16 protein-coding genes, 1 pseudogene and 1 riboswitch are annotated in these 19,417 nt (G+C 61.0%); of the genes and pseudogenes, 10 read left to right on the top strand and 7 right to left on the bottom strand.

All coding sequences use genetic code 11. The features are described 5' to 3' along the window. Window positions 1–6: 6 nt before the first annotated feature. Window positions 7–1,848: a bifunctional O-antigen ligase/aminoglycoside phosphotransferase family protein gene (locus E4P01_RS23035; protein ID WP_148852940.1), complete on the bottom strand. Its 1,842-nt coding sequence runs from the start codon at window positions 1,846–1,848 to the stop codon at window positions 7–9. Between the two features lie 157 nt (window positions 1,849–2,005). Here E4P01_RS23035 and msbA point away from each other — a divergent pair, with 157 nt between their 5' ends. Further along, window positions 2,006–3,811, top strand: coding sequence for a lipid A export permease/ATP-binding protein MsbA (msbA, locus tag E4P01_RS23030; protein ID WP_216090650.1), 1,806 nt, complete (start codon window positions 2,006–2,008; stop codon window positions 3,809–3,811). A gap of 189 nt (window positions 3,812–4,000) precedes the next feature. Continuing rightward, entirely contained in the window at window positions 4,001–5,425 is a 1,425-nt protein-coding gene (gene hldE / locus E4P01_RS23025) for a bifunctional D-glycero-beta-D-manno-heptose-7-phosphate kinase/D-glycero-beta-D-manno-heptose 1-phosphate adenylyltransferase HldE (protein WP_032878253.1), read from the top strand. A gap of 189 nt (window positions 5,426–5,614) precedes the next feature. Here the strand turns inward: hldE and E4P01_RS23020 are convergent, their stop codons facing one another. Genes E4P01_RS23020 through E4P01_RS23005 form a run of 4 tightly spaced genes read right to left on the bottom strand, consistent with a single transcriptional unit; the run spans window position 5,615 to window position 8,991 of the window. Beyond that, window positions 5,615–6,574 carry a metal ABC transporter ATPase gene (locus tag E4P01_RS23020; RefSeq protein WP_216090651.1) on the bottom strand — a complete coding sequence of 320 codons (960 nt, stop codon included), beginning with the start codon at window positions 6,572–6,574 and terminating at the stop codon, window positions 5,615–5,617. 41 nt (window positions 6,575–6,615) lie between these two features. Further along, window positions 6,616–7,428: an aldo/keto reductase gene (locus tag E4P01_RS23015; protein WP_032878250.1), complete on the bottom strand. Its 813-nt coding sequence runs from the start codon at window positions 7,426–7,428 to the stop codon at window positions 6,616–6,618. Then, window positions 7,425–8,600 (bottom strand): FAD-dependent oxidoreductase, encoded by a 1,176-nt coding sequence (locus tag E4P01_RS23010; RefSeq protein ID WP_078820133.1) that lies wholly within the window; start codon window positions 8,598–8,600, stop codon window positions 7,425–7,427. Before E4P01_RS23010 ends, E4P01_RS23015 begins: the two co-directional genes overlap by 4 nt. A 55-nt stretch (window positions 8,601–8,655) precedes the next feature. Further along, window positions 8,656–8,991, bottom strand: coding sequence for a multidrug efflux SMR transporter (locus E4P01_RS23005; RefSeq protein ID WP_005784167.1), 336 nt, complete (start codon window positions 8,989–8,991; stop codon window positions 8,656–8,658). 103 nt (window positions 8,992–9,094) lie between these two features. Between E4P01_RS23005 and E4P01_RS23000 the strand changes: the two genes are divergently transcribed. Together E4P01_RS23000 and waaA are read left to right on the top strand one after the other, a co-directional pair. Continuing rightward, window positions 9,095–9,985: a LysR family transcriptional regulator gene (locus E4P01_RS23000; RefSeq protein WP_216090652.1), complete on the top strand. Its 891-nt coding sequence runs from the start codon at window positions 9,095–9,097 to the stop codon at window positions 9,983–9,985. Window positions 9,986–10,008: 23 nt separating this feature from the next. Further along, complete coding sequence (gene waaA, locus E4P01_RS22995; protein WP_216090653.1) at window positions 10,009–11,286, top strand: lipid IV(A) 3-deoxy-D-manno-octulosonic acid transferase; 1,278 nt, start codon at window positions 10,009–10,011, stop codon at window positions 11,284–11,286. A 123-nt stretch (window positions 11,287–11,409) separates the two neighbouring features. Here waaA and E4P01_RS22990 read toward each other — a convergent pair whose 3' ends face one another. Continuing rightward, a complete protein-coding gene (locus tag E4P01_RS22990) occupies window positions 11,410–12,849 on the bottom strand; it encodes a TolC family outer membrane protein (protein WP_005784173.1) in 1,440 nt (479 codons plus the stop codon). Between the two features lie 196 nt (window positions 12,850–13,045). Beyond that, window positions 13,046–13,151: riboswitch (TPP riboswitch) on the top strand. 149 nt (window positions 13,152–13,300) lie between these two features. Between E4P01_RS22990 and thiC the strand changes: the two genes are divergently transcribed. Together thiC and E4P01_RS22980 are read left to right on the top strand one after the other, a co-directional pair. Continuing rightward, window positions 13,301–15,205 carry a phosphomethylpyrimidine synthase ThiC gene (gene thiC / locus E4P01_RS22985; RefSeq protein ID WP_032878242.1) on the top strand — a complete coding sequence of 635 codons (1,905 nt, stop codon included), beginning with the start codon at window positions 13,301–13,303 and terminating at the stop codon, window positions 15,203–15,205. A 226-nt stretch (window positions 15,206–15,431) separates the two neighbouring features. Next, window positions 15,432–15,773, top strand: a pseudogene (locus E4P01_RS22980) (putative hydroxymethylpyrimidine transporter CytX); the annotation flags it as partial. On the opposite strand, the gene E4P01_RS22975 reads toward E4P01_RS22980, so the two are convergent. After that, window positions 15,742–16,488 carry an RsiV family protein gene (locus E4P01_RS22975; RefSeq protein WP_032878238.1) on the bottom strand — a complete coding sequence of 249 codons (747 nt, stop codon included), beginning with the start codon at window positions 16,486–16,488 and terminating at the stop codon, window positions 15,742–15,744. The pseudogene E4P01_RS22980 and the gene E4P01_RS22975 overlap by 32 nt on opposite strands. A gap of 205 nt (window positions 16,489–16,693) precedes the next feature. Here E4P01_RS22975 and E4P01_RS22970 point away from each other — a divergent pair, with 205 nt between their 5' ends. The 4 genes from E4P01_RS22970 (at window position 16,694) to E4P01_RS22955 (ending at window position 19,409) form a co-directional block, all read left to right on the top strand. Next, window positions 16,694–17,311, top strand: a complete 618-nt coding sequence (locus E4P01_RS22970) for an NUDIX domain-containing protein (protein ID WP_032878236.1) — start codon at window positions 16,694–16,696, stop codon at window positions 17,309–17,311. Beyond that, on the top strand, window positions 17,302–17,751 hold the full coding sequence (locus E4P01_RS22965; RefSeq protein ID WP_003209507.1) for a DUF1249 domain-containing protein: 450 nt from the start codon (window positions 17,302–17,304) through the stop codon (window positions 17,749–17,751). Before E4P01_RS22970 ends, E4P01_RS22965 begins: the two co-directional genes overlap by 10 nt. 95 nt (window positions 17,752–17,846) lie before the next feature. Beyond that, complete coding sequence (gene cpdA / locus E4P01_RS22960) at window positions 17,847–18,659, top strand: 3',5'-cyclic-AMP phosphodiesterase (protein WP_078820182.1); 813 nt, start codon at window positions 17,847–17,849, stop codon at window positions 18,657–18,659. Window positions 18,660–18,800: 141 nt separating this feature from the next. Beyond that, complete coding sequence (locus E4P01_RS22955) at window positions 18,801–19,409, top strand: YqiA/YcfP family alpha/beta fold hydrolase (protein ID WP_078820136.1); 609 nt, start codon at window positions 18,801–18,803, stop codon at window positions 19,407–19,409. Window positions 19,410–19,417: the final 8 nt, after the last annotated feature.

Raw genomic sequence — 19,417 nt, 5'->3', positions numbered from 1 at the left:
CTCCTACTACAGGCCCTGTACCTGCTCGCGGATTTTCGCAGTGGCGGCCGGGCTTGCCACCGAGGCATACCCTTTGACCAGTTGTTCGAAATGCGTTTCGAACAGCCAGTTGCGGTCTTGTGGGTAGCGCTGCATGTGACGCAGGTTACGTTGGCGCAGCGCATAACGCAGTGAAGAGGGGTAGATGCGCAGGTCAGCGATGTCGATCAGGCCGAACTCGCCATCGTCCATCAACAACACATTGCCCAGGTGCAACGAGCGAAAGTACACCCCTCGCTCGTGCAACTGCGCCATGAACCGGCCAAAACGCTCCACCAGTGATTCGCGCAGGCTGCTGTCCAGGCTTTGCAACGCCTGGCGCAAAGTCAGGCCGGGCAGGGGGGTGTAGGCAACCGCGCTGCTGGCATCGCTCAGGCGATAGAGTCCGAGGATCTGTGGCGTTGGAATGCCCAGGGTACGTAGTTGCTCGCTGTTGCTGGCAAAGCGCTCGGAATAAGGGTTGAAGCTGCCGGAAGTGTACCAGCGGCGTGGGCGGAACAGCTTGAGGAAGCTGCCGTCTGCCAGGCGCAGGACTTTTGGCCCCAAGCCATCGGCTTCAATGACATGGGCGTTGCTGCACAGCTGCTCGAAAGCCGGGGCCTTGATGTTCTGTACCGGCATGCGCAGCAGGCTGCGGTGGCGCTGGGCGAGGCTCAGACCTGTGATAATTGCCAACGGAATCCACAGCAGGAACCAGTGTTCTTTGGGGCGCGACAATATGCCGCCGCCTTCGGTCAGGCCCGCGCCGATGCCGTAAGCCAGCAGTGACGAAGCCAGGATGAACAACGGCTGGGCGCGTTCCTTCAGGCCTTTGTATAGAGCCCAACCGAGCATGAAGGCCCAAGGGATAAAGCCGATGATGCCGACGTAATAAAGCACGCCGAGGGCAAAGCTGTGGGGTTCGCGCAGTTGGTAGCCATCGGACACGGTCAGGTATAGCTCGGAATCGTAGCTATGCCCAATCCAGGGGTGTTCGGCGATGAGCTGCAATGTCATGGTCCACAGTTCGAGGCGGAACGAGCTGCCGCGTCCAGTGATCATTTCGGGGAAAAACAACAAGAGTCCGGCTGCACCCAGGACCAAGCCGGCGAAAAGCATCGCTGCGCGGCGGTTACGGCTGACAAAGCTCAACCATAGGACGGCCAACGTCAACGCTACTAATGCAGTGCGTGAACCGGTTGCTAAAACCGCGGCGGTCATGATCGCCAGGGCCGGTACGCTGAACCACAACACCTTCATGCGCTGGGTGGTCATGCAGACGTACAGCCAGTACACGGTGAAAAAACCAAAAAGGTGCGAACTCAGCAGCGGGTTATCAAGCGCGCCAAGGCCGCCGATCATGCGCATACCGGGCGAATAACCCTTGGCGAACGCCACCAGGTTGCCCAGGCTGACTACCAGCGCAATGACAGCGGCGCTGAAGAACATCGGCTTGAACAGTTCATTGCGGTAATGCAGCAACAGCCCGCAGCCACCAAACAGCATGAAGGTGTTCAACGGCCGCTTGAACAGGTCGGTATCGGAGCTGGGTTCGGGACTCCAGAGCAGGCTGGTCAGGGCCCAGGCGGAGAATGCTACAAACGCGATGACCAGAGGTTCTCGTAACAGGTCCTTGAGTTCCCGGGGGCGCATGCACAACAGGAACAAGGTCGGTACGCTGAACAGGATATAGACGATTCTGTGCAGCACATTGCGATTGCCGACAAAGAACAGCGCACTCAGGAGCAGCAACAAGCCAACAGGCAAAATCCATAGGACCAGGAAGTCGAAAACGCGATTTGAGCCATAAATAAGGCGCTTGGAGTGCATACAGTAAAGCCATTCCAGAAAGAGAAAGCCGACCATCTTAAGCTAGTGGCTAAGTAATGTCGCCGGTCGGATCCAACCGGGCCGCGGGTATACCGGGTGCAAGTACAACAGAGAAGCTGTGCTAAAGTCAGCCTCCTTTTTCAAAACGCCGCGTGATATGACCGACTCCAGTCCGAGCGCAAGCCCTTCGAGCTTGAAAATATACTTCCGCCTGCTCAGTTACGTTAAGCCCTACATGGGCTTGTTCGCGTTGAGTATCCTTGGATTTCTGATTTTCGCGTCGACCCAACCGATGCTGGGTTACATCCTCAAGTACTTTGTAGACGGCCTTTCCAATCCGGAAGCCGTGTTGTTCCCCACCGTACCCTTCCTGCGCGATCTGCAACTGCTGCAGGCGGTGCCGCTGCTGATCATCCTGATCGCGGCCTGGCAGGGCCTGGGTTCGTTCCTGGGCAACTATCTGTTGGCCAAGGTCTCCCTGGGGCTGGTCCATGACCTGCGGGTGCAGTTGTTCAACAACTTGTTGACGCTGCCCAACCGTTACTTCGATAACCACAACTCCGGGCACCTGATTTCCCGCATCACCTTCAACGTGACCATGGTCACGGGTGCGGCAACCGATGCCATCAAGGTGGTAATTCGCGAAGGCATGACGGTGATCTTCCTGTTCGCCTCCCTGCTGTACATGAACTGGCGCCTGACGCTGGTCATGATCGCGATCCTGCCGTTGATTGCGGTAATGGTCAGCACCGCCAGCAAGAAATTCCGCAAGCAGAGCAAGAAGATCCAGGTGGCCATGGGCGACGTGACCCACGTGGCCTCGGAAACCATCCAGGGCTACCGCGTAGTGCGCAGCTTTGGTGGCGAAGTCTACGAAGAGAAGCGCTTTTTCAAGGCCAGCCAGAGCAACACCAACAAGCAACTGCGCATGACTCGCACCGGGGCGATCTACACCCCGGCGCTGCAGTTGGTGATCTACTCCGCCATGGCCGTGCTGATGTTCCTGGTCCTGTATCTGCGTGGCGATGCCTCGGCGGGTGACATGGTGGCCTACATCACCCTGGCTGGCTTGTTGCCCAAGCCGATCCGTCAGCTCTCGGAGGTCAGTTCGACCATCCAGAAGGGTGTTGCGGGCGCCGAGAGCATCTTTGAACAATTGGACGAAGACGTTGAGGTCGACCACGGCACCATCGAGCGCGACAAGGTCAATGGCCGCCTGGAAGTGCGCAATCTGAACTTCACCTACCCAGGCACCGAACGCCATGTGCTCAAGGACATCAGCTTCACCGCCGAGCCTGGGCATATGATCGCTCTGGTGGGTCGTTCAGGCAGCGGCAAGTCGACCCTGGCCAGCCTGATCCCGCGTTTCTACCACCATGAAAGCGGAGAGATCCTGCTCGATGGCGTAGAGATCGAAGACTACAAGCTGCTCAACCTGCGCAAGCATATTGCTCAGGTCACCCAGCACGTGACCCTGTTCAGCGACACCGTAACCAACAACATCGCCTACGGCGACCTGGCCGGTGCACCTCGTGCCGACGTTGAAGCGGCGGCGGCGGATGCCAATGCCAAGGACTTCATCGACCAGTTGCCCAAAGGCTTCGATACCCAGGTCGGTGAGAACGGCGTGCTGTTGTCCGGCGGCCAGCGTCAGCGCCTGGCGATTGCGCGCGCCTTGCTCAAGAACGCGCCGCTGCTGATTCTCGACGAGGCTACTTCGGCCCTTGATACCGAGTCCGAGCGGCATATCCAGGCGGCACTGGACAAAGTCATGCAAGGCCGTACGACCTTGGTGATCGCGCACCGATTGTCGACTATCGAGAAAGCCGACCTGATTCTGGTGATGGATGACGGGCGGATTGTCGAGCGCGGTACCCACGGCGAGTTGCTGGCGCAGAACGGCTATTACGCTCGCCTGCATGCCATGGGGCTGGATGCGCCAGTAGCGGCTGACATCACCTGATCCAGCAGCGACACAGAGCTAATGTAGGGGGCTTGCCTCCGATAGCGGTGGATCAGCCGGCATTTGTGCAAGCTGATACACCGCCATCGGGCGCAAGCCCCCTTCCACATTTGGCCTGCAGTGCGCGCAAGCGACCGCAAACCCTGTGCTAATATCGCGCCCCTGTTCATTTTGTATGTGGGTTGCTCCATGAAGTTGTCCATGCCGCGATTCAATCAAGCCGCTGTCTTGGTGGTCGGCGATGTCATGCTCGACCGTTACTGGCATGGTGGTACCTCACGGATTTCCCCTGAGGCTCCGGTACCGGTCGTCAAGGTCGAGCAAATCGAAGACCGCCCGGGTGGCGCTGCCAACGTCGCGCTCAATATTGCCGCCCTCGGTGCCCCGGCTTCCCTGGTGGGTGTGACCGGCGACGACGAAGCTGCCGAAAGCCTGGCCAACAGCCTGCAGGGGGCCGGCGTGCGGGCACTGTTCCAGCGCATCGCCCATCAGCCGACGATCGTCAAGCTGCGGGTCATGAGCCGTCACCAGCAATTGCTGCGTATCGATTTTGAAGAGCCCTTCGCCACCGACGCCCTGGCCCTCGGCGACCAGGTCGAGGCGCTGCTCGAAGGTATCAAGGTGCTGGTATTGTCCGACTACGGCAAAGGCGCCTTGCAGAATCACCAGGTGCTGATCCAGGCCGCCAAGGCTCGCAACATTCCGGTACTCGCCGATCCCAAGGGCAAGGATTTCTCGGTGTATCGAGGCGCCAGCCTGCTCACGCCTAACCTCAGTGAGTTCGAAACCATCGTCGGCGGTTGTGCCGATGAGCACGAACTGGTGAGCAAGGGCGCGGCGCTGATGGCCGAGCTTGATCTGGGCGCCTTGCTGGTGACCCGTGGCGAGCACGGTATGACCCTGCTGCGACCTGACCATCCGGCCATGCACCTGCCGGCGCGGGCCCGTGAAGTGTTCGACGTTACCGGTGCCGGTGACACCGTGATTTCCACCCTGGCGGCGTCTATCGCGGCCGGTGAGGAACTGCCCCACGCCGTGGCCCTGGCCAACCTGGCGGCGGGCATTGTGGTGGGCAAGCTGGGTACCGCGGCCATCAGCGCACCGGAGTTGCGCCGTGCGATCCAGCGCTCCGAAGGCTCGGAGCGCGGTGTGCTGGGCCTGGAGCAGTTGCTGCTGGCGATTGACGATGCACGTGCCCATAACGAAAGCATTGTGTTCACCAACGGTTGCTTTGACATCCTGCACGCCGGGCATGTGACGTATCTGGAGCAGGCGAGTGCCCAAGGCGATCGCTTGATCGTTGCGGTCAACGATGATGCATCGGTCAGTCGCTTGAAAGGCCCGGGCCGTCCGATCAACAGTGTCGATCGGCGCATGGCGGTATTGGCGGGCCTGGGTGCGGTGGACTGGGTGATCAGCTTCTCCGAGGGCACCCCGGAAAACCTGCTGGCCCAGGTCAAGCCGGACGTGCTGGTCAAGGGCGGTGACTACACCGTCGACCAGGTGGTCGGTGCGGATATCGTCAGCGCCTATGGCGGCACGGTCAAAGTGCTGGGGCTGGTTGAAAACAGCTCCACCACCGCTATCGTCGAAAAGATCCGCAACAACGAGTAATGCCCGTGGGGCGAGCCTGCTCGCCCCTAGGGGGCGTTCTCAATTGGTTTCCCCGCCGCGTTGTCGCCTTAAAGCGGGCCAGGCAAGGCGCAGGCCGCTGGGAATGGTTGTTCCCTTTCCAAGGCCTGCAACGCAGGCTGGCCCGCTTTAAGGCACAACCCGAAGGGGGAAACTAATTGAGAACGCCCCCTAGCCCTTCTTTGGCACGATCTTGCGCAGCATCTGCCGCGCCTTGCCGGTCAGGCGCTTGAGTTTCGAGTCCTTTTCCGGCTCTGCCAGGCCTTGCTGGCGCAGCCAATCCTTCCAGCGAATCCGCTCATCGCGCACCAGCCAGCCCTCTTGCTGGGCAAAGCTTTCCGCCAGGTACAAACCGCGTGTGCTGGCCGGGTACAGCTGATCTTTCTTGACGGTATACAGTTCGGCCAACGGCTCGCCGTCTTTCAATGGCATCAGGTACAGATCCGGGCGCTGACGATCCAGGCGCGCCACCAGTTGGTCACCTTCCAGGCGTTCATCCACATGGAACAAGCTCAGGGACTTGGCTTCCTTTGGCACTTCCAGGCGCAGGTCATAAATCAATTGCAGCGATGCCGTCGGCAGGTGCACATAGGCCCGTGGGCGCTCGATCAGTTGCGTGGTGGCGCAGCGTACCGGGCGTGCGGCGCCGGACAGGGGGCTCAGGCGAAACGGTAGGGCTTCGCGGTAATGCAGGGCGGCGGAGTAGGGCGCCGGTAGCCAGGTGTCATTGAAGCGCCCGCCGAGCCAGCCTTCAGGCGTCTCCAGCAGGCACTCTTCGGCAATTTCCTGGATCGCGGTGTGCAGCGGCAGGTTCAGTTCATGGGCCGGTACGTAGCCGGAGATCAGCTTGAGCACCACATCGCCGCGGTCCTGACGACGCTGGCGCACCAGCACCCAGTAATCCTTGTTTTGCCAGTGCAGTGTCAGGCGCACCGAGACGCCGAGGTTCGCCAGTTCCAGGGCGAAGCGTTCGGCATCCGGCACCTCCACCGGCTTGCGCCGTTGCAGGGTCTGGGCAAAGTTGAGCGGCATGCCGACGCTCTGGTAGCTCAGGCCTTCGGGGGTGGCCTCTACGTGCAGCGGCAGTGTCTTGAAGTTACTGGGGTTCTTTCTTATGAGCGTACGCGGCATGTCGGCTCCTTTGTGCGACGGGGTCGGCCGCGTGGGCGGCATCAGAGTTGACGGATGACTCGGGCAGCGGTTGCCACGTTATGGGCCAGGTGCAGCGGATTAATGGTCCCGACAATAGCACTGGCGACGCCCGTTTGCGCAAACAACAGCTGGAAACTGGCATGAATTGGATCCATTCCCGGCTCCAGGCACACGTGACCGCTGGCCAGGGCTTTTTTTACCAGGATGCCCTTGCCATGGGTGGTCGCGTAATCGATCACGGCTTTCTCGGCCTGTTCATTGAGGTTGTAGGTGACCATCGCGCAATCGCCCTGTTCCAGGGCCTTTATGCCGCCTTCGACGGTTTTGCCGGAGAAGCCGAAACCGCCGATCTTGCCGTCCTTCTTCAGTTGGGCCAGGGTCTGGTAAACCTCGCAGTCGTTGAGGATGTGCAAGTCGTTACCGTCGGAGTGCACCAGCACCAAATCGATAAAATCCGTTTCAAGGCGTTTCAGGCTGCGTTCGATCGACATTCGCGTATGGGCCGCGCTGAAGTCGTGACGGGACACGCCATCGGCAAACTCTTCGCCGACCTTGCTGACAATCACCCACTCGTTGCGCTGGCCACGCAGCAACGGGCCCAGGCGTTCCTCACTCATGCCGTAGGCGGGGGCGGTGTCGATCAGGTTGATGCCCAGCTCGCGAGCCTGGCGCAGCAGCATTCGCGCCTCGTCGTCGCCGGGAATCTGAAAGCCGCTGGGGTATTTGACCCCCTGGTCGCGGCCCAGCTTGACGGTGCCCAGTCCCAATGGCGACACCAGCAGGCCGGTGCTGCCCAACGGGCGATGCAGGTCGTGCAGGGTTGGCAGGCTCATGGCAACAGTTGCTCCCAGGCGGGTTGGCCGATAGCCGGTTTTGGCAGTTCGGGCAGTGGGGTGCTGGCGCCGGGGCGAATGCCGTCTCGCTCCAGAGCGTGGAGGACGCGGTCGGCGAAGTCCGGTGCCAGGGCCAGTTTGGTCGGCCAACCGACCAGCAGGCGGCCGTCTTCGGCCAGAAAGGCGTTGTCGGGCCGGCTCAGCCCCGATTGCAGCGGCTCGGCGCGCTCCACCCGCAGGGTCGCCCACCGGGTCTGGCTCATGTCGATCCAGGGCAGCAGGTGCGCCAGCTCTTTCTGGGCGGTGGCAATTTGTTCGTCAGGCGTACGCGCCACGCCATCGGCCTCGGCGATATCCCCGCCCAGGTACCACACCCAGTTGCCATCGGCGGCCGGGTGGGTGGTTACGGTGATGCGTGGCTTGGTACCGCCGCCCAGGCAATGGGCATACAGCGGCTTCAGGCCCGGGCCTTTGGCGATGATCATATGCAACGGGCGCTTTTGCATGGCCGGCTGGCTCAGGCCCAGGGCCGCGAGCAGGTCAGCGGTGCCGGCGCCGGCGCTCAGCACGATGCGCTGGGCACGGATCTCGCGGCCATCGACCTTCAAGCCCACCAGCGTATTACCGTCCAGCAACGGCTCGATTTGCTGGCCTGCGAGCAAGCCGTCACCCGCCAGTTGCGCCAGGCGTTCGATCAGGCTCGGTACGTCCACCACCAACTCCGCCAGACGATAGACCTTGCCCTTGAAGCGGCGGTCTTGCAGGGCAGCAGGCAGCTCTTCGCCCTTGACCTGATCAACGCGGCCGCGCACGGCCTTGCTGGCAAAAAAGCTGGTGAGGTTGCCGGCGAGGGTGCCCGGGGACCACAAATAATGCGCTTGGGACAACACGCGCACACCAGACAGATCCAGCTCACCGTCACCCGCAAGGGCTTCACGCCAGCGCCGCGGCATGTCGGCAATGGCTTCGGAGGCGCCGGTGAGGGCGCCATGCAGGGCGTATTTCGCACCGCCGTGAATGATCCCCTGGGACTTCACGCTTTGCCCGCCGCCCAGGCTGGCGCTTTCTACCAGTACCGTGGAAAACCCCTGGCGGCGCAGGCGCGCATTGAGCCAGAGCCCGGCAACCCCGGCGCCGACAATCAGAACGTCGGTGGAAATAACGGATGGCATCGGCGACCTCAGTGTTCAAGACAAGAGGCGCAGTATACAGGCTGTTGAGTGACGGTCAGTGCCCGGCGGTTTTCGAGAACAGCTGAATCACCACCACGCCCAGCACGATCAAGCCCATGCCCAGCATCGCCGGCACATCCAGCTTCTGCCCGTAGATGAACAGCGCCGCGACACTGACCATCACAATCCCCAGCCCTGCCCAGACCGCGTAAGCCACGCCCACGGGTACGGTGCGCACCACCAGGGTGAGCATCCAGAACGCTACGCCATAACCCGCGATCATCAGCAGCAGCGGGATCGGTGTGCTCAAGCCTTTGACCGCTTTCATGGAGACGGTGGCGATCACTTCCGAGCAAATGGCAATGGCCAGGTAGCAGTAGGCGGCGTTCATGGGGCAATCCTCAAGGTGAAGCTGGTTTGATAAGGTCGGCATTCTAGAGGTTCAACAGATGCGGTAAAGTCATTACCTATCCGAATTCAAGATAGGTTCAACCATGAGCGTGCAGTGGGATCTGGAACAGATGCGCCTGTTTGTCAGCGTTGCCGAGCAGCGTTCGTTCTCTGCCGTAGCGCGCGGGCAACGCAAGGCGCAATCGGCGGTCAGCAATGGCATCGCCCTGCTGGAGGCGGACCTGGGCGTCAACCTGTTTGAACGTAGTAGCGGCCGCCAGCCACGCCTGACCGAAGCCGGCAGCGTGTTGCTGGAAGAAGCACGTGAAGTGCTGCGCCAATGCGAGCGGCTTAACGGCCGGGCGCTGTCCCTCACCCGCGGCGAGGAAGCCTGCCTGCGGCTGGCCCAGGATGAGGCGATGTTGTTTCAGCCGGTGCTCGACAGCCTGGAGGCGCTGGCGGTGCAATACCCGCTCCTGGAAGTGCAGCTGTCCAGCGCCGCCCAGGGCGATGTGGCGCGCAAGCTGGTGGAGCGCCAGGCGGACCTTGGGTTGTTGTTCTATCACGACCAAATCCCGGAGGCCCTTGAGCGGCGGGTAGTGGGCAGTGTGGAAATGGTCACGGTATGCGGGGTGAATCATGCGCTGGCCAAGGAAACTTACGTGACTTGCCAGCATTTGGCCCAGCATCGGCAGTTGCTGATGTCGACCCAGACCAGCGTCTATCCCGGCAGCGAAGCGGCCAGCCCTCTGGTGTGGCGCGCCGACAGCTTCTACGTATTGGCCGAATGGCTGATGAGCGGCCTGGGCTGGGCCTGGCTGCCTCGGCACATCGTGCAATACCCGACCTACCAACAACAGATGGTCGAGTTAGCCAGCGAATGGACACCGCCGGCGCTGGTCGTGGAACTGGTATGGAGGCGCGATGAGCATCTGGGGCCCGCCGCTCGCTTCCTGGCCAAACGATTTGCCGAGTGCTTGCAGGCGATCGACTGAAAAAGCCGATAAACTCCGCCGCCATGAATAGAACTCTCTACAGCTGTCTGTTTTACCTGGCGCTGCCGTTGGTGGCCTTACGTTTATGGCTGCGCGCGCGCAAGGCACCGGCCTATGCCAAGCGTGTGGGCGAACGGTTTTCCTATGGCTTGCCGGTGATGCGCCCCGGCGGCATCTGGGTGCACGCCGTTTCGGTGGGCGAAAGCATTGCCGCCGCGCCGATGATTCGCGCTTTGCTGGCGCGGTATCCGCAACTGCCGATCACTGTCACCTGCATGACGCCTACCGGTTCCGAGCGTATCCAGGCGTTGTTCGCCAATGAGCCGCGCATCCAGCATTGCTACTTGCCCTACGACTTGCCTTGCGCCGCCAAGCGTTTTCTCGACCGTGTGCAGCCCAAGCTGGCGGTGATCATGGAAACCGAGCTATGGCCCAACCATATCCATGCCTGCGCTCAACGCGGTATCCCGGTCGCGCTGGCCAATGCACGTTTGTCGGCGCGTTCGGCAAAGGGCTACGCCCGGTTTGCCAAGCTGACGGCGCCGATGCTGGCGCAAATGAGCCTGTTCGCCGTGCAGACGCAAACCGAGGCGGAGCGCTTTCGCAGTCTGGGCGCACGGCCTGAAACGGTGGAGGTGACTGGCTCGATCAAATTCGACCTGACCATCGACCCCCAATTGACGGCCCGCGCCGCTGAGCTGCGTGAACAGTGGGGCGCCAGCGACCGGCCAGTGTGGATCGCCGCCAGTACCCATGAGGGTGAAGACGAAGTGGTGTTGGCTGCCCATCGCCAATTGCTGGCGAGCTATCCCAACGCGTTGCTGATTCTGGTGCCGCGTCACCAGGAGCGCTTCGACCCGATGTTCGAGCTGAGTGTGCAACAAGGGTTTGCCACGGTGCGTCGCTCCAGCGGTGAGCCGGTCACCGAGCAAACCTCGGTGCTGCTCGGCGATACCATGGGTGAGCTGCTGTTTCTCTACGCCCTGGCCGACAGTGCCTTTGTGGGCGGCAGCCTGGTGCCGACCGGCGGGCACAACCCGCTGGAGCCGGCGGCTTTGGGTAAGCCTGTGATCATGGGGCCGCACCTGTTCAACTTCCTCGAAATCAGCACGATGATGCGCGACGCCGGGGCGTTGCGAGAGGTGGATGATGCAGACGGTTTGGCCGAAGCGGTGCGCCAATTGTTCGAACTGCCGCAGGATGCGCGCAGGATGGCGCAGGCGGGGTTGAAAGTGATGCAGGCCAACCAGGGTGCGTTAAAACGCCTTTTGGACGGTTTGGAAAGATTGATCGCTCACTGACCCAGCGCCCATCAAATGTGGGAGGGGGCTTGCTCCCGATGGCAGTGGGTCAGCCAACCTATTGGGCGACTGACACAGCGCTATCGGGAGCAAGCCCCCTCCCACATTGGTTATGCGGTGAGCTTAATAGCCCGGGCGGGCCTTGAGCTGTTCGGCAGCGGCCTTGGCCAGGTCCGGCGGCAGGAAGTCCTTGTCCGGGTTGTAGTCGGCCTTGAGGTAGCGCGCCAGGTCTTGCAGGTCCCCTGGGTTCAGGGTGCCCGCGGCCTGTTTCAAGCGCAGGTTGTCGAGGATGTAGTCGTAGCGGCTGTTGTTGTAGTTACGCACTGACGCATACAACTGGCGCTGTGAGTCCAGCACATCGACGATGTTGCGCGTGCCCACCTGATAACCGATTTCCGTGGCTTCTACCGCGCTCTGGTTGGAAATGATCGACTGGCGGCGTGCCTGCACCTGCTCCACGTCGGTGTTCACTGCACGGTGCAGGTTGCGGGTGTTTTCCACCACCTGGCGGCGCAGGCCCTCGCGCTGTTGCTCGGACTGGTCGAGGCGTGAATAGGATTCGCGCACTTGCGAACTGGTGAGGCCGCCGCTGTAGATCGGGATGTTCAAACGCAGGCCGATGGTGCGTTGCGACACATCGCCACCGTACGGGATAGGCAACTGATTCGGGTTGCTGAACCCCAGGGCGTCGTTGTCGCCTTTTTCGTATTGCGCGACCGCATCGAGTGTCGGCAGGTGGCCGGCCTTGCGCTGCCTGAGGGTTTCTTCGGCAGCGGTCACGGCGTAATTGCTGGCCAGCAGGTTGAGGTTCTGACGCCCGGCGGTTTCGACCCAGGCCTTGGCGTCGTTCGGCGCCGGCGGCAGCACCGGCAGCGTATGGACGATGCCCTGGATCGAGTTGTATTGGCGGTTGGTCAGGGTAATCAGCGCTTCGAAAGCGTCATCTACCTGGCGCTGGGCCACGATGCGGTTGGCCCGGGCGGTGTCGTAGCTGGCCTGGGATTGCAGCACGTCGGTCTTGTCCGACAGGCCCACATCGAAGCGCTCATTGGACTGGTCGAGCTGACGCTTGAAGGCATTTTCTTCGGCCTTGGTCGATGCCAGGTTGTCCTGGGCACGGAGCACGGCGAAGTAGCTCTCGGCACTTTGCAAAATCAGGTTCTGCTCACTGGCCGACAGTTGCAGCGAGGCTTGCTCGTTGACGGCTTCGGCAGCTTGCAACTGGAACCAGCGATCGGCGCGGAACAGCGGCTGGCTCAGGGTAGCGCGCCAGGAGTGGGCGTCACGGTTGGCCGTGGCGGCGGGCTGGTCGATCTGGGTGCGCACATTGTTACTGTCGGCGCCGGCCGACAGGTTCGGCAGCAAGCCTGCGCGCGCCTGGGGCACCACCTCTTTTTGCGCGCCATATTGAGCGCGGGCAGCGGCCAGGTCGGCGTTGTTGCTCGCCGCTTCCTGATAGACGCTGACCAGATCGGTGTTGGTGGACAAGGGCGCTTCAGCTGCCCAGACCAGTCCGTTGGTCGCACAAGACACGGCAAGAGCCAGTGAAAGTTTGCGCAGCATGAGGCGATCCCTAATTTAAATATTACGGCAATAATTTAGCGCTCAAGGCTAAGGCTGGCCATTCCTGGCGTCAAGCCTTGAAGCAGTGCCCGAGTGTAGTTGCCGGACCTGCGCACAACAATCCCACGATCACGCCATTCATCACGCTGAATGCACCGCTATTGGCAATTTGCCCACGCCATGGTCTAGACTGGCCGCGTTCTTGTCGGGGTGCCTTGTTGGAAGGCTGAGATCGGTAAATACCGGATCCCGTTGAACCTGATCAGGTTAGCGCCTGCGTAGGGAACAAGATTTCTCGTCACCCGGCGAGTCCTCTTGTGCTTCGTCCGGGATGTTGTTCGACAATCGAACAGCCCTCGTGCGCCAAGCACAGCACTGATTCCAGTGCGTCCATCCGTCACAGGTTCGCTCCGACAAAAATCCACCGCCTGGATCAGTTGGAGAGCCCGTGATGAGCACTGAGATAAAAAGTACAAAACCAAAAAATACTGTGCACCTGAGTGAATCGGCCAAGGTCGACTCCGGCTCCGTGCAGCCGTTTACCCGCTCGCAGAAAATCTACGTGCAGGGCTCGCGCCCCGATATCCGCGTACCGATGCGGGAAATCAGCCTGGATGTGACCCCCACCGAGTTTGGCGGCGAAATCAACGCCCCTGTGGTGGTTTACGACACCTCCGGCCCCTATACCGACCCCAACGTCATCATCGATGTGCGCAAAGGCCTGGCTGATGTGCGCTCGCCGTGGATCGAAGAGCGTGGCGATACCGAGCGGTTGTCCTGCCTGAGTTCCAAATACGGCCAGGAACGCCTGGATAACCCGGACCTGGCCTACCTGCGCTTTGCCCACCTGCAAAACCCGCGTCGGGCGAAGGCCGGGGCCAACGTCAGCCAGATGCACTACGCACGAAAAGGCATCATTACGCCCGAGATGGAATACGTGGCCATCCGCGAAAACATGAAACTCGAAGAAGCACGTGCAGCCGGCCTGCTCAAGCAACAACATGCCGGGCACAGCTTTGGTGCCAGCATTCCGAAAATCATCACGCCTGAATTCGTGCGCGAAGAAATCGCCCGCGGCCGCGCAATTATCCCGGCCAACATCAACCACACCGAGCTGGAACCGATGATCATCGGCCGTAACTTCCTGGTGAAGATCAACGGCAATATCGGCAACAGCGCCTTGGGTTCGTCCATTGAAGAAGAAGTGGCGAAAATGACCTGGGGTATCCGCTGGGGTTCGGACAACATCATGGACTTGTCCACCGGCAAACATATTCACGAAACCCGCGAATGGATCATCCGTAACTCGCCCGTACCAATTGGCACCGTGCCGATCTACCAGGCCCTGGAAAAAGTCGACGGCGTGGCCGAGGACCTGACCTGGGAGTTGTTCCGCGACACCCTGATCGAGCAAGCCGAGCAGGGTGTGGACTATTTCACCATCCACGCCGGCGTGTTGCTGCGTTACGTACCGCTGACTGCCAACCGCGTGACCGGCATTGTCAGCCGTGGCGGCGCGATCATGGCCAAGTGGTGCCTGGCCCACCACAAGGAAAACTTCGCCTACACGCATTTCGAAGAAATCTGCGAAATCATGAAGGCCTATGACGTCAGCTTCTCCCTGGGGGACGGCCTGCGCCCGGGTTCGGTGGCCGATGCCAACGACGCTGCGCAATTCGGCGAGCTGGAAACCCTGGGCGAGTTGACCAAGATCGCCTGGAAGCACGACGTGCAAACCATGATCGAAGGCCCCGGCCATGTGCCGATGCAGTTGATCAAGGAGAACATGGACAAGCAACTGGAGTGCTGCGACGAGGCGCCGTTCTACACCCTCGGCCCGCTGACCACCGACATCGCGCCGGGCTACGATCACATCACTTCAGGTATCGGCGCGGCGATGATCGGCTGGTTCGGATGCGCCATGCTCTGCTACGTCACGCCCAAGGAACACCTGGGTTTGCCGAACAAGGATGATGTGAAGACCGGGATCATCACCTACAAGATCGCCGCACACGCCGCAGACCTTGCCAAGGGCCATCCGGGTGCGCAGATTCGCGATAACGCCTTGAGCAAGGCACGCTTCGAATTCCGTTGGGAAGACCAGTTCAATCTCGGCCTGGACCCAGACACCGCACGGGCGTTTCACGACGAAACGCTGCCGAAGGAGTCGGCCAAGGTGGCGCATTTCTGCTCCATGTGCGGGCCGAAATTCTGTTCGATGAAGGTGACTCACGAAGTGCGTGAGTATGCGGCCAACCAGCGTATTGAAGCGGTGGATGTGGACGTGGCCAAGGGGTTGGCCGAGCAGGCGGAGCGGTTCAAGCGCGAAGGCAGTCAGCTCTACAAGAAGGTCTGATCCCGAGTCGGCGGTGCCTGCACGGCCGTCATCGCGGGCAAGCCCGGCTCCCACAGTTGATCGAGTTGTAGACAATTTTTGTGTCCACAGCCGGTCCCCTGTGGGAGCGGGCTTGCCCGCGATAGCGATCTCCCAAACAACAAGTGCCCCTTAGAGATCACACCCTTGGGCGGTCAGTGGCCCGCTGACGTTTGTACGGCAAATCCTGCGCAAATGGGGGATTTGGCTGCTGGCACTGGCGGGCGCCGGGCTCGGCATTCCGCTGCTGTTGATTCTGCTCGATGAGTCGGAAAACGCCTTTGCCGATATTCACTCGGCGGCGGTGTCCAGTGGGATGCTGTCGCGTATGAAAGTCGAGCACCTGGCGTTGGCCATTGGCCTGGTCTGTACCTTGATTGCCTGTTTTGCACCCTTGGCGCAATACCAGAACTTCCTGCTGCTGATCGGCTCAGTGTTTGCGCCGCTGTTCGGCGTGGTCGGTGCGACCCTGCCGGCATTGCTGCTGGCAGGGCTGTTGCAGTTGATTCTGGGCCGGGTTAGTGGCGTGCAGGCATCAGTTCAGGCTTGATCACACCCGTGAGGCGCGTATAGGGGATGGTAATTTCGATCAGCCCCTGTGCGTAAGGGGCGATGGTGGCAACGTTGTACTTGAGTACTACGCCACCACTGGTCAAGGCCACGTTCGGGGTTTTCTGGAACGGCCAGTTCTTCAGGAACTCCGGATCGCGGTCCATCTTGGTGTTGATCAACCAACTGTTATGCGCAACTTTCGCGGTGTTCCAGAATGCCTGCTCCTGGCCCGGCAGCAACATGTCAGCCAGGCTCAACTCCTTGTGCAGCAGGCGCGAATAGTTGATGAAACCACGGCCCGGCTCACCATGAGCGACGCCGGTGTCGAGGTAGCTGGACACTTCAACGATCACCAGTGCGTCATGTTGCTCGCGTACCTTGGCTTGCAGATACATGCTGTGGCGGTCCGCGGATTCGCGCAGGAACTTGTCTCGATAGGCATTGAGCGTGGCAGGCACACTGGCGCCAGGCGTAGTGCGGGTCATCTGCAGCAGGCGCTGTTCCACCAGGCTGTCGAGTTGCGGGTCGGCGGGGAAGTGCACGGTATCGATGTTCACCAGTGGGCAGTCCGGGCTATCACAGCCAGGCTTGATCTGTTCCGACTTGTCGGTCGTGACGTCCAGCGGCTTGAGCTGGCCGGGTTGGAACAGGCTCTGGCAAGCACCCAGGGTCAAGGCAATACAGGCCATGGAGGCGATTTTGAAAAGCGACATGTGTGTCCTTCGTAAATCGATGGAAAGCGAAAAGAGTAGCGCTTGGACTGCCAACAAGGCAGTCAGTTCGCCACTAGACTGATGGGGGAGAGTTTGACGTCCGCCGCCGGTCCCGGCAACCGGAAAGGGGCTGCATCAACGGGCAACGGCGCGTTAGGATGGCGCCAATTGCACAAGCACACTCCTTGTCAAAGAGAGGAAACACATGACGGACACCGCGAAGTCCACGCCGAACAAGATCGAGATCGTTCAGCGCGACAATAGCTACCAGGGCTTCTACAAGCTCGATCACGTGCAACTGCGCCACGAGAAATTCGACGGTGGCATGAGCCGCGTGATCAGCCGCGAAGTCTTCGTTCGCCATGACGCTGTGTGCGTGCTGCCCTACGACCCGCAACGTGACGAGGTGGTGCTGATCGAACAGTTCCGCGTGGGCGCCATGGGCCGCGCCGGCAACCCGTGGTTGGTAGAGATGGTCGCCGGCCTGATTGACAAGGATGAGCAACCGGAGGAGGTTGCACACCGCGAGGCCGAGGAGGAAGCTGGGTTGACGTTCTCCGCGCTGTGGCCGATCACCAAGTACTTCCCGTCGCCCGGCGGCAGTACCGAATTTGTCCACCTGTACCTGGGCCGTTGCGACGGCACGGGTGCTGGTGGCATCCATGGATTGGAAGAAGAGGCAGAAGATATCCGCGTCACCGTCTGGGCATTCGAAGACGCCCTGCAAGCGGTGCGCGACGGCAAAATTTCCAATGCAGCCAGCATCATCGCCCTGCAATGGCTTGCGCTTAACCGCGCGGAAGTGAGGGGGCTATGGCAGTAAAGGCACGGGAACGTTATCGAGTTGACCTGATCGGGCTGCAAGCCGCCTGCGAGGCCAATTATGCGCGGCTGATGCGCCTGCTTCCCGACATGCGTCACACTCCCGAGGCGCGGCGTATCGCCGTGACCCATGGCGACCAGATGCTTGGTGTGCTGACCCTGGAAGTCATCGTCAATTGCCCGTACACCACCACCCTGCGCGTACGCCAGGAACACAGCCTGCCCTGGCTGCCGGTGCCGCAACTTGAAGTGCAGGTGTACCACGACGCGCGTATGGCCGAAGTGATCAGCGCCGAACATGCGCGACGCTTTCGCAGCATCTATCCTTACCCGAATGTGTTCATGCACCAACCCGATGAGAAAGCACAGCTCAATGTGTTCCTCGGTGAATGGCTGAGCCACTGCCTGGCCCTGGGCCATGAGTTCGAAGTTGTGCGCTAGATGTGAATTGAGCCTGTTTCTCAGGTTTCCTCTTTGAGTCCTGCCCTAGCATAATCGTCAAATTATCCATGCCTGTGATTGCCAGGGAGAGCGCCTTGCCTCGCGTACCCACCATGAACCCTGATGCTGCGTTGTTGGTGCAATTGTCCGACAGCCATCTGTTTGCCGAAGCGGGCGGTACGCTGCTGGGCATGAACACCCGTGCAAGCTTGCAAAGCGTGATCGACTTGGTGCACGAGCAACAGCCGCGTATTGACCTGGTGCTGGCGACGGGCGACTTGTCCCAGGACGGCACACTGGCGTCGTACCAGCTATTTCGGAACATGACCGCGCCCATCGGTGCGCCGGCGCGCTGGATCCCGGGTAATCATGACGAGCCGCAGGTCATGGCCGAGGCCGCTGTGCAAAGCGATTTGCTCGAGCCCGTGGTGGACGTGGGCAACTGGCGCATAACCCTGCTGGACTCCGCAGTACCGGGTTCGGTGCCCGGTTACCTGCAGGATTCGCAACTGCAATTGCTTGCCCAGGCCCTGAGCGAGGCGCCCAGCCGCCATCATCTTGTGTGCTTGCACCATCATCCAGTGTCCATCGGCTGTGCGTGGATGGAGCCGATCGGCCTGCGCAATCCCGAGGCGCTGTTTGCCGTGCTTGACCGCTTCCCGCAGGTCAAGGCGCTGCTCTGGGGGCATGTGCATCAGGAAATCGACCGCGAGCGCAACGGCGTGCGGTTGCTGGCCTCACCGTCTACCTGCATCCAGTTCGAGCCGGGCAGCGAGGATTTCCAGGTCAGCGAGCAAGCGCCGGGGTATCGCTGGCTGCGCCTGTATGCCGACGGGCGGTTGGAGACGGGGGTAGAGCGGCTTCGGGACTTCGCGTTTACCGTCGACTACGGCAGCAACGGCTATTAAGACCTGCAAACACTGATCAAATGTGGGAGGGAGCAAGCCCCCTCCCACATGGGTTCTGCGGTGTCTGGAAGATCGGGTGCTCACACCTCACTCCGATCCCTGTAAACTGCGCCTCTTTGGCCCAAGCACGGAGAGCCCGGCATGTCCGCTTCGATCCTGTATATCCACGGCTTCAACAGTGCGCCAGCCTCCAACAAGGCCAGCCAGTTGATCACCGTAATGGGCAAGCTTGGCCTGTCCGACCGTTTGCGTGTGCCGGCCCTGCATCACCACCCGCGTCAGGCGATTCTGCAATTGGAGCAGGCCATTGACCAACTGGGGCGGCCGCTGCTGGTCGGCAGCTCACTCGGCGGCTACTATGCAACCCATCTTGCCGAACGCCATGGCCTGAAGGCGCTGCTGGTCAACCCGGCGGTCAGCCCCCATCGGATGTTCGACGGTTACCTGGGCACCCAGAAGAACCTCTACACCGATGAGACCTGGGAGTTGACCCATGATCACGTCGCAGCGCTGGCCGAGCTGGAAGTACCGGCGCCGCAGGATGCAGGGCGGTATCAGGTGTGGTTGCAGACCGGGGACGAAACCCTGGATTATCGCCTCGCCCAAGCGTATTACCGAGCCTGTGCCTTGCGCATCCAGGCCGGTGGCGACCATGGTTACCAAGGGTTCGCCGAGCAACTGCCGGCCTTGTTGAGTTTTGCCGGCATTGGCGCAGATCAGTATCAATCCTTCGATTTTTCGTCACTGTAAAAAATCGC

Origin of the sequence: Pseudomonas sp. NCIMB 10586, assembly GCF_023127895.1 — a bacterium.
GTDB lineage: Bacteria > Pseudomonadota > Gammaproteobacteria > Pseudomonadales > Pseudomonadaceae > Aquipseudomonas > Aquipseudomonas synxantha_A.
Note: the sequence above shows the minus strand (reverse complement) of the source record. Positions and strands in the feature narration are given on the sequence as shown.

Excerpts from the sequence above, each read along its gene's own strand:
- E4P01_RS22975 (WP_032878238.1), bottom strand. The coding sequence starts at position 16,488 with ATGTCGCTTTTCAAAATCGCCTCCATGGCCTGTATTGCCTTGACCCTG.
- E4P01_RS23035 (WP_148852940.1), bottom strand. The coding sequence starts at position 1,848 with ATGCACTCCAAGCGCCTTATTTATGGCTCAAATCGCGTTTTCGACTTC.
- waaA (WP_216090653.1), top strand. The coding sequence starts at position 10,009 with ATGAATAGAACTCTCTACAGCTGTCTGTTTTACCTGGCGCTGCCGTTG.
- hldE (WP_032878253.1), top strand. The coding sequence starts at position 4,001 with ATGAAGTTGTCCATGCCGCGATTCAATCAAGCCGCTGTCTTGGTGGTC.
- E4P01_RS22965 (WP_003209507.1), top strand. The coding sequence starts at position 17,302 with ATGGCAGTAAAGGCACGGGAACGTTATCGAGTTGACCTGATCGGGCTG.
- E4P01_RS22990 (WP_005784173.1), bottom strand. The coding sequence starts at position 12,849 with ATGCTGCGCAAACTTTCACTGGCTCTTGCCGTGTCTTGTGCGACCAAC.
- msbA (WP_216090650.1), top strand. The coding sequence starts at position 2,006 with ATGACCGACTCCAGTCCGAGCGCAAGCCCTTCGAGCTTGAAAATATAC.
- E4P01_RS23005 (WP_005784167.1), bottom strand. The coding sequence starts at position 8,991 with ATGAACGCCGCCTACTGCTACCTGGCCATTGCCATTTGCTCGGAAGTG.
- E4P01_RS23015 (WP_032878250.1), bottom strand. The coding sequence starts at position 7,428 with ATGAGCCTGCCAACCCTGCACGACCTGCATCGCCCGTTGGGCAGCACC.
- thiC (WP_032878242.1), top strand. The coding sequence starts at position 13,301 with ATGAGCACTGAGATAAAAAGTACAAAACCAAAAAATACTGTGCACCTG.
- E4P01_RS23010 (WP_078820133.1), bottom strand. The coding sequence starts at position 8,600 with ATGCCATCCGTTATTTCCACCGACGTTCTGATTGTCGGCGCCGGGGTT.
- E4P01_RS22970 (WP_032878236.1), top strand. The coding sequence starts at position 16,694 with ATGACGGACACCGCGAAGTCCACGCCGAACAAGATCGAGATCGTTCAG.
- E4P01_RS23000 (WP_216090652.1), top strand. The coding sequence starts at position 9,095 with ATGAGCGTGCAGTGGGATCTGGAACAGATGCGCCTGTTTGTCAGCGTT.
- E4P01_RS22955 (WP_078820136.1), top strand. The coding sequence starts at position 18,801 with ATGTCCGCTTCGATCCTGTATATCCACGGCTTCAACAGTGCGCCAGCC.
- E4P01_RS23020 (WP_216090651.1), bottom strand. The coding sequence starts at position 6,574 with ATGCCGCGTACGCTCATAAGAAAGAACCCCAGTAACTTCAAGACACTG.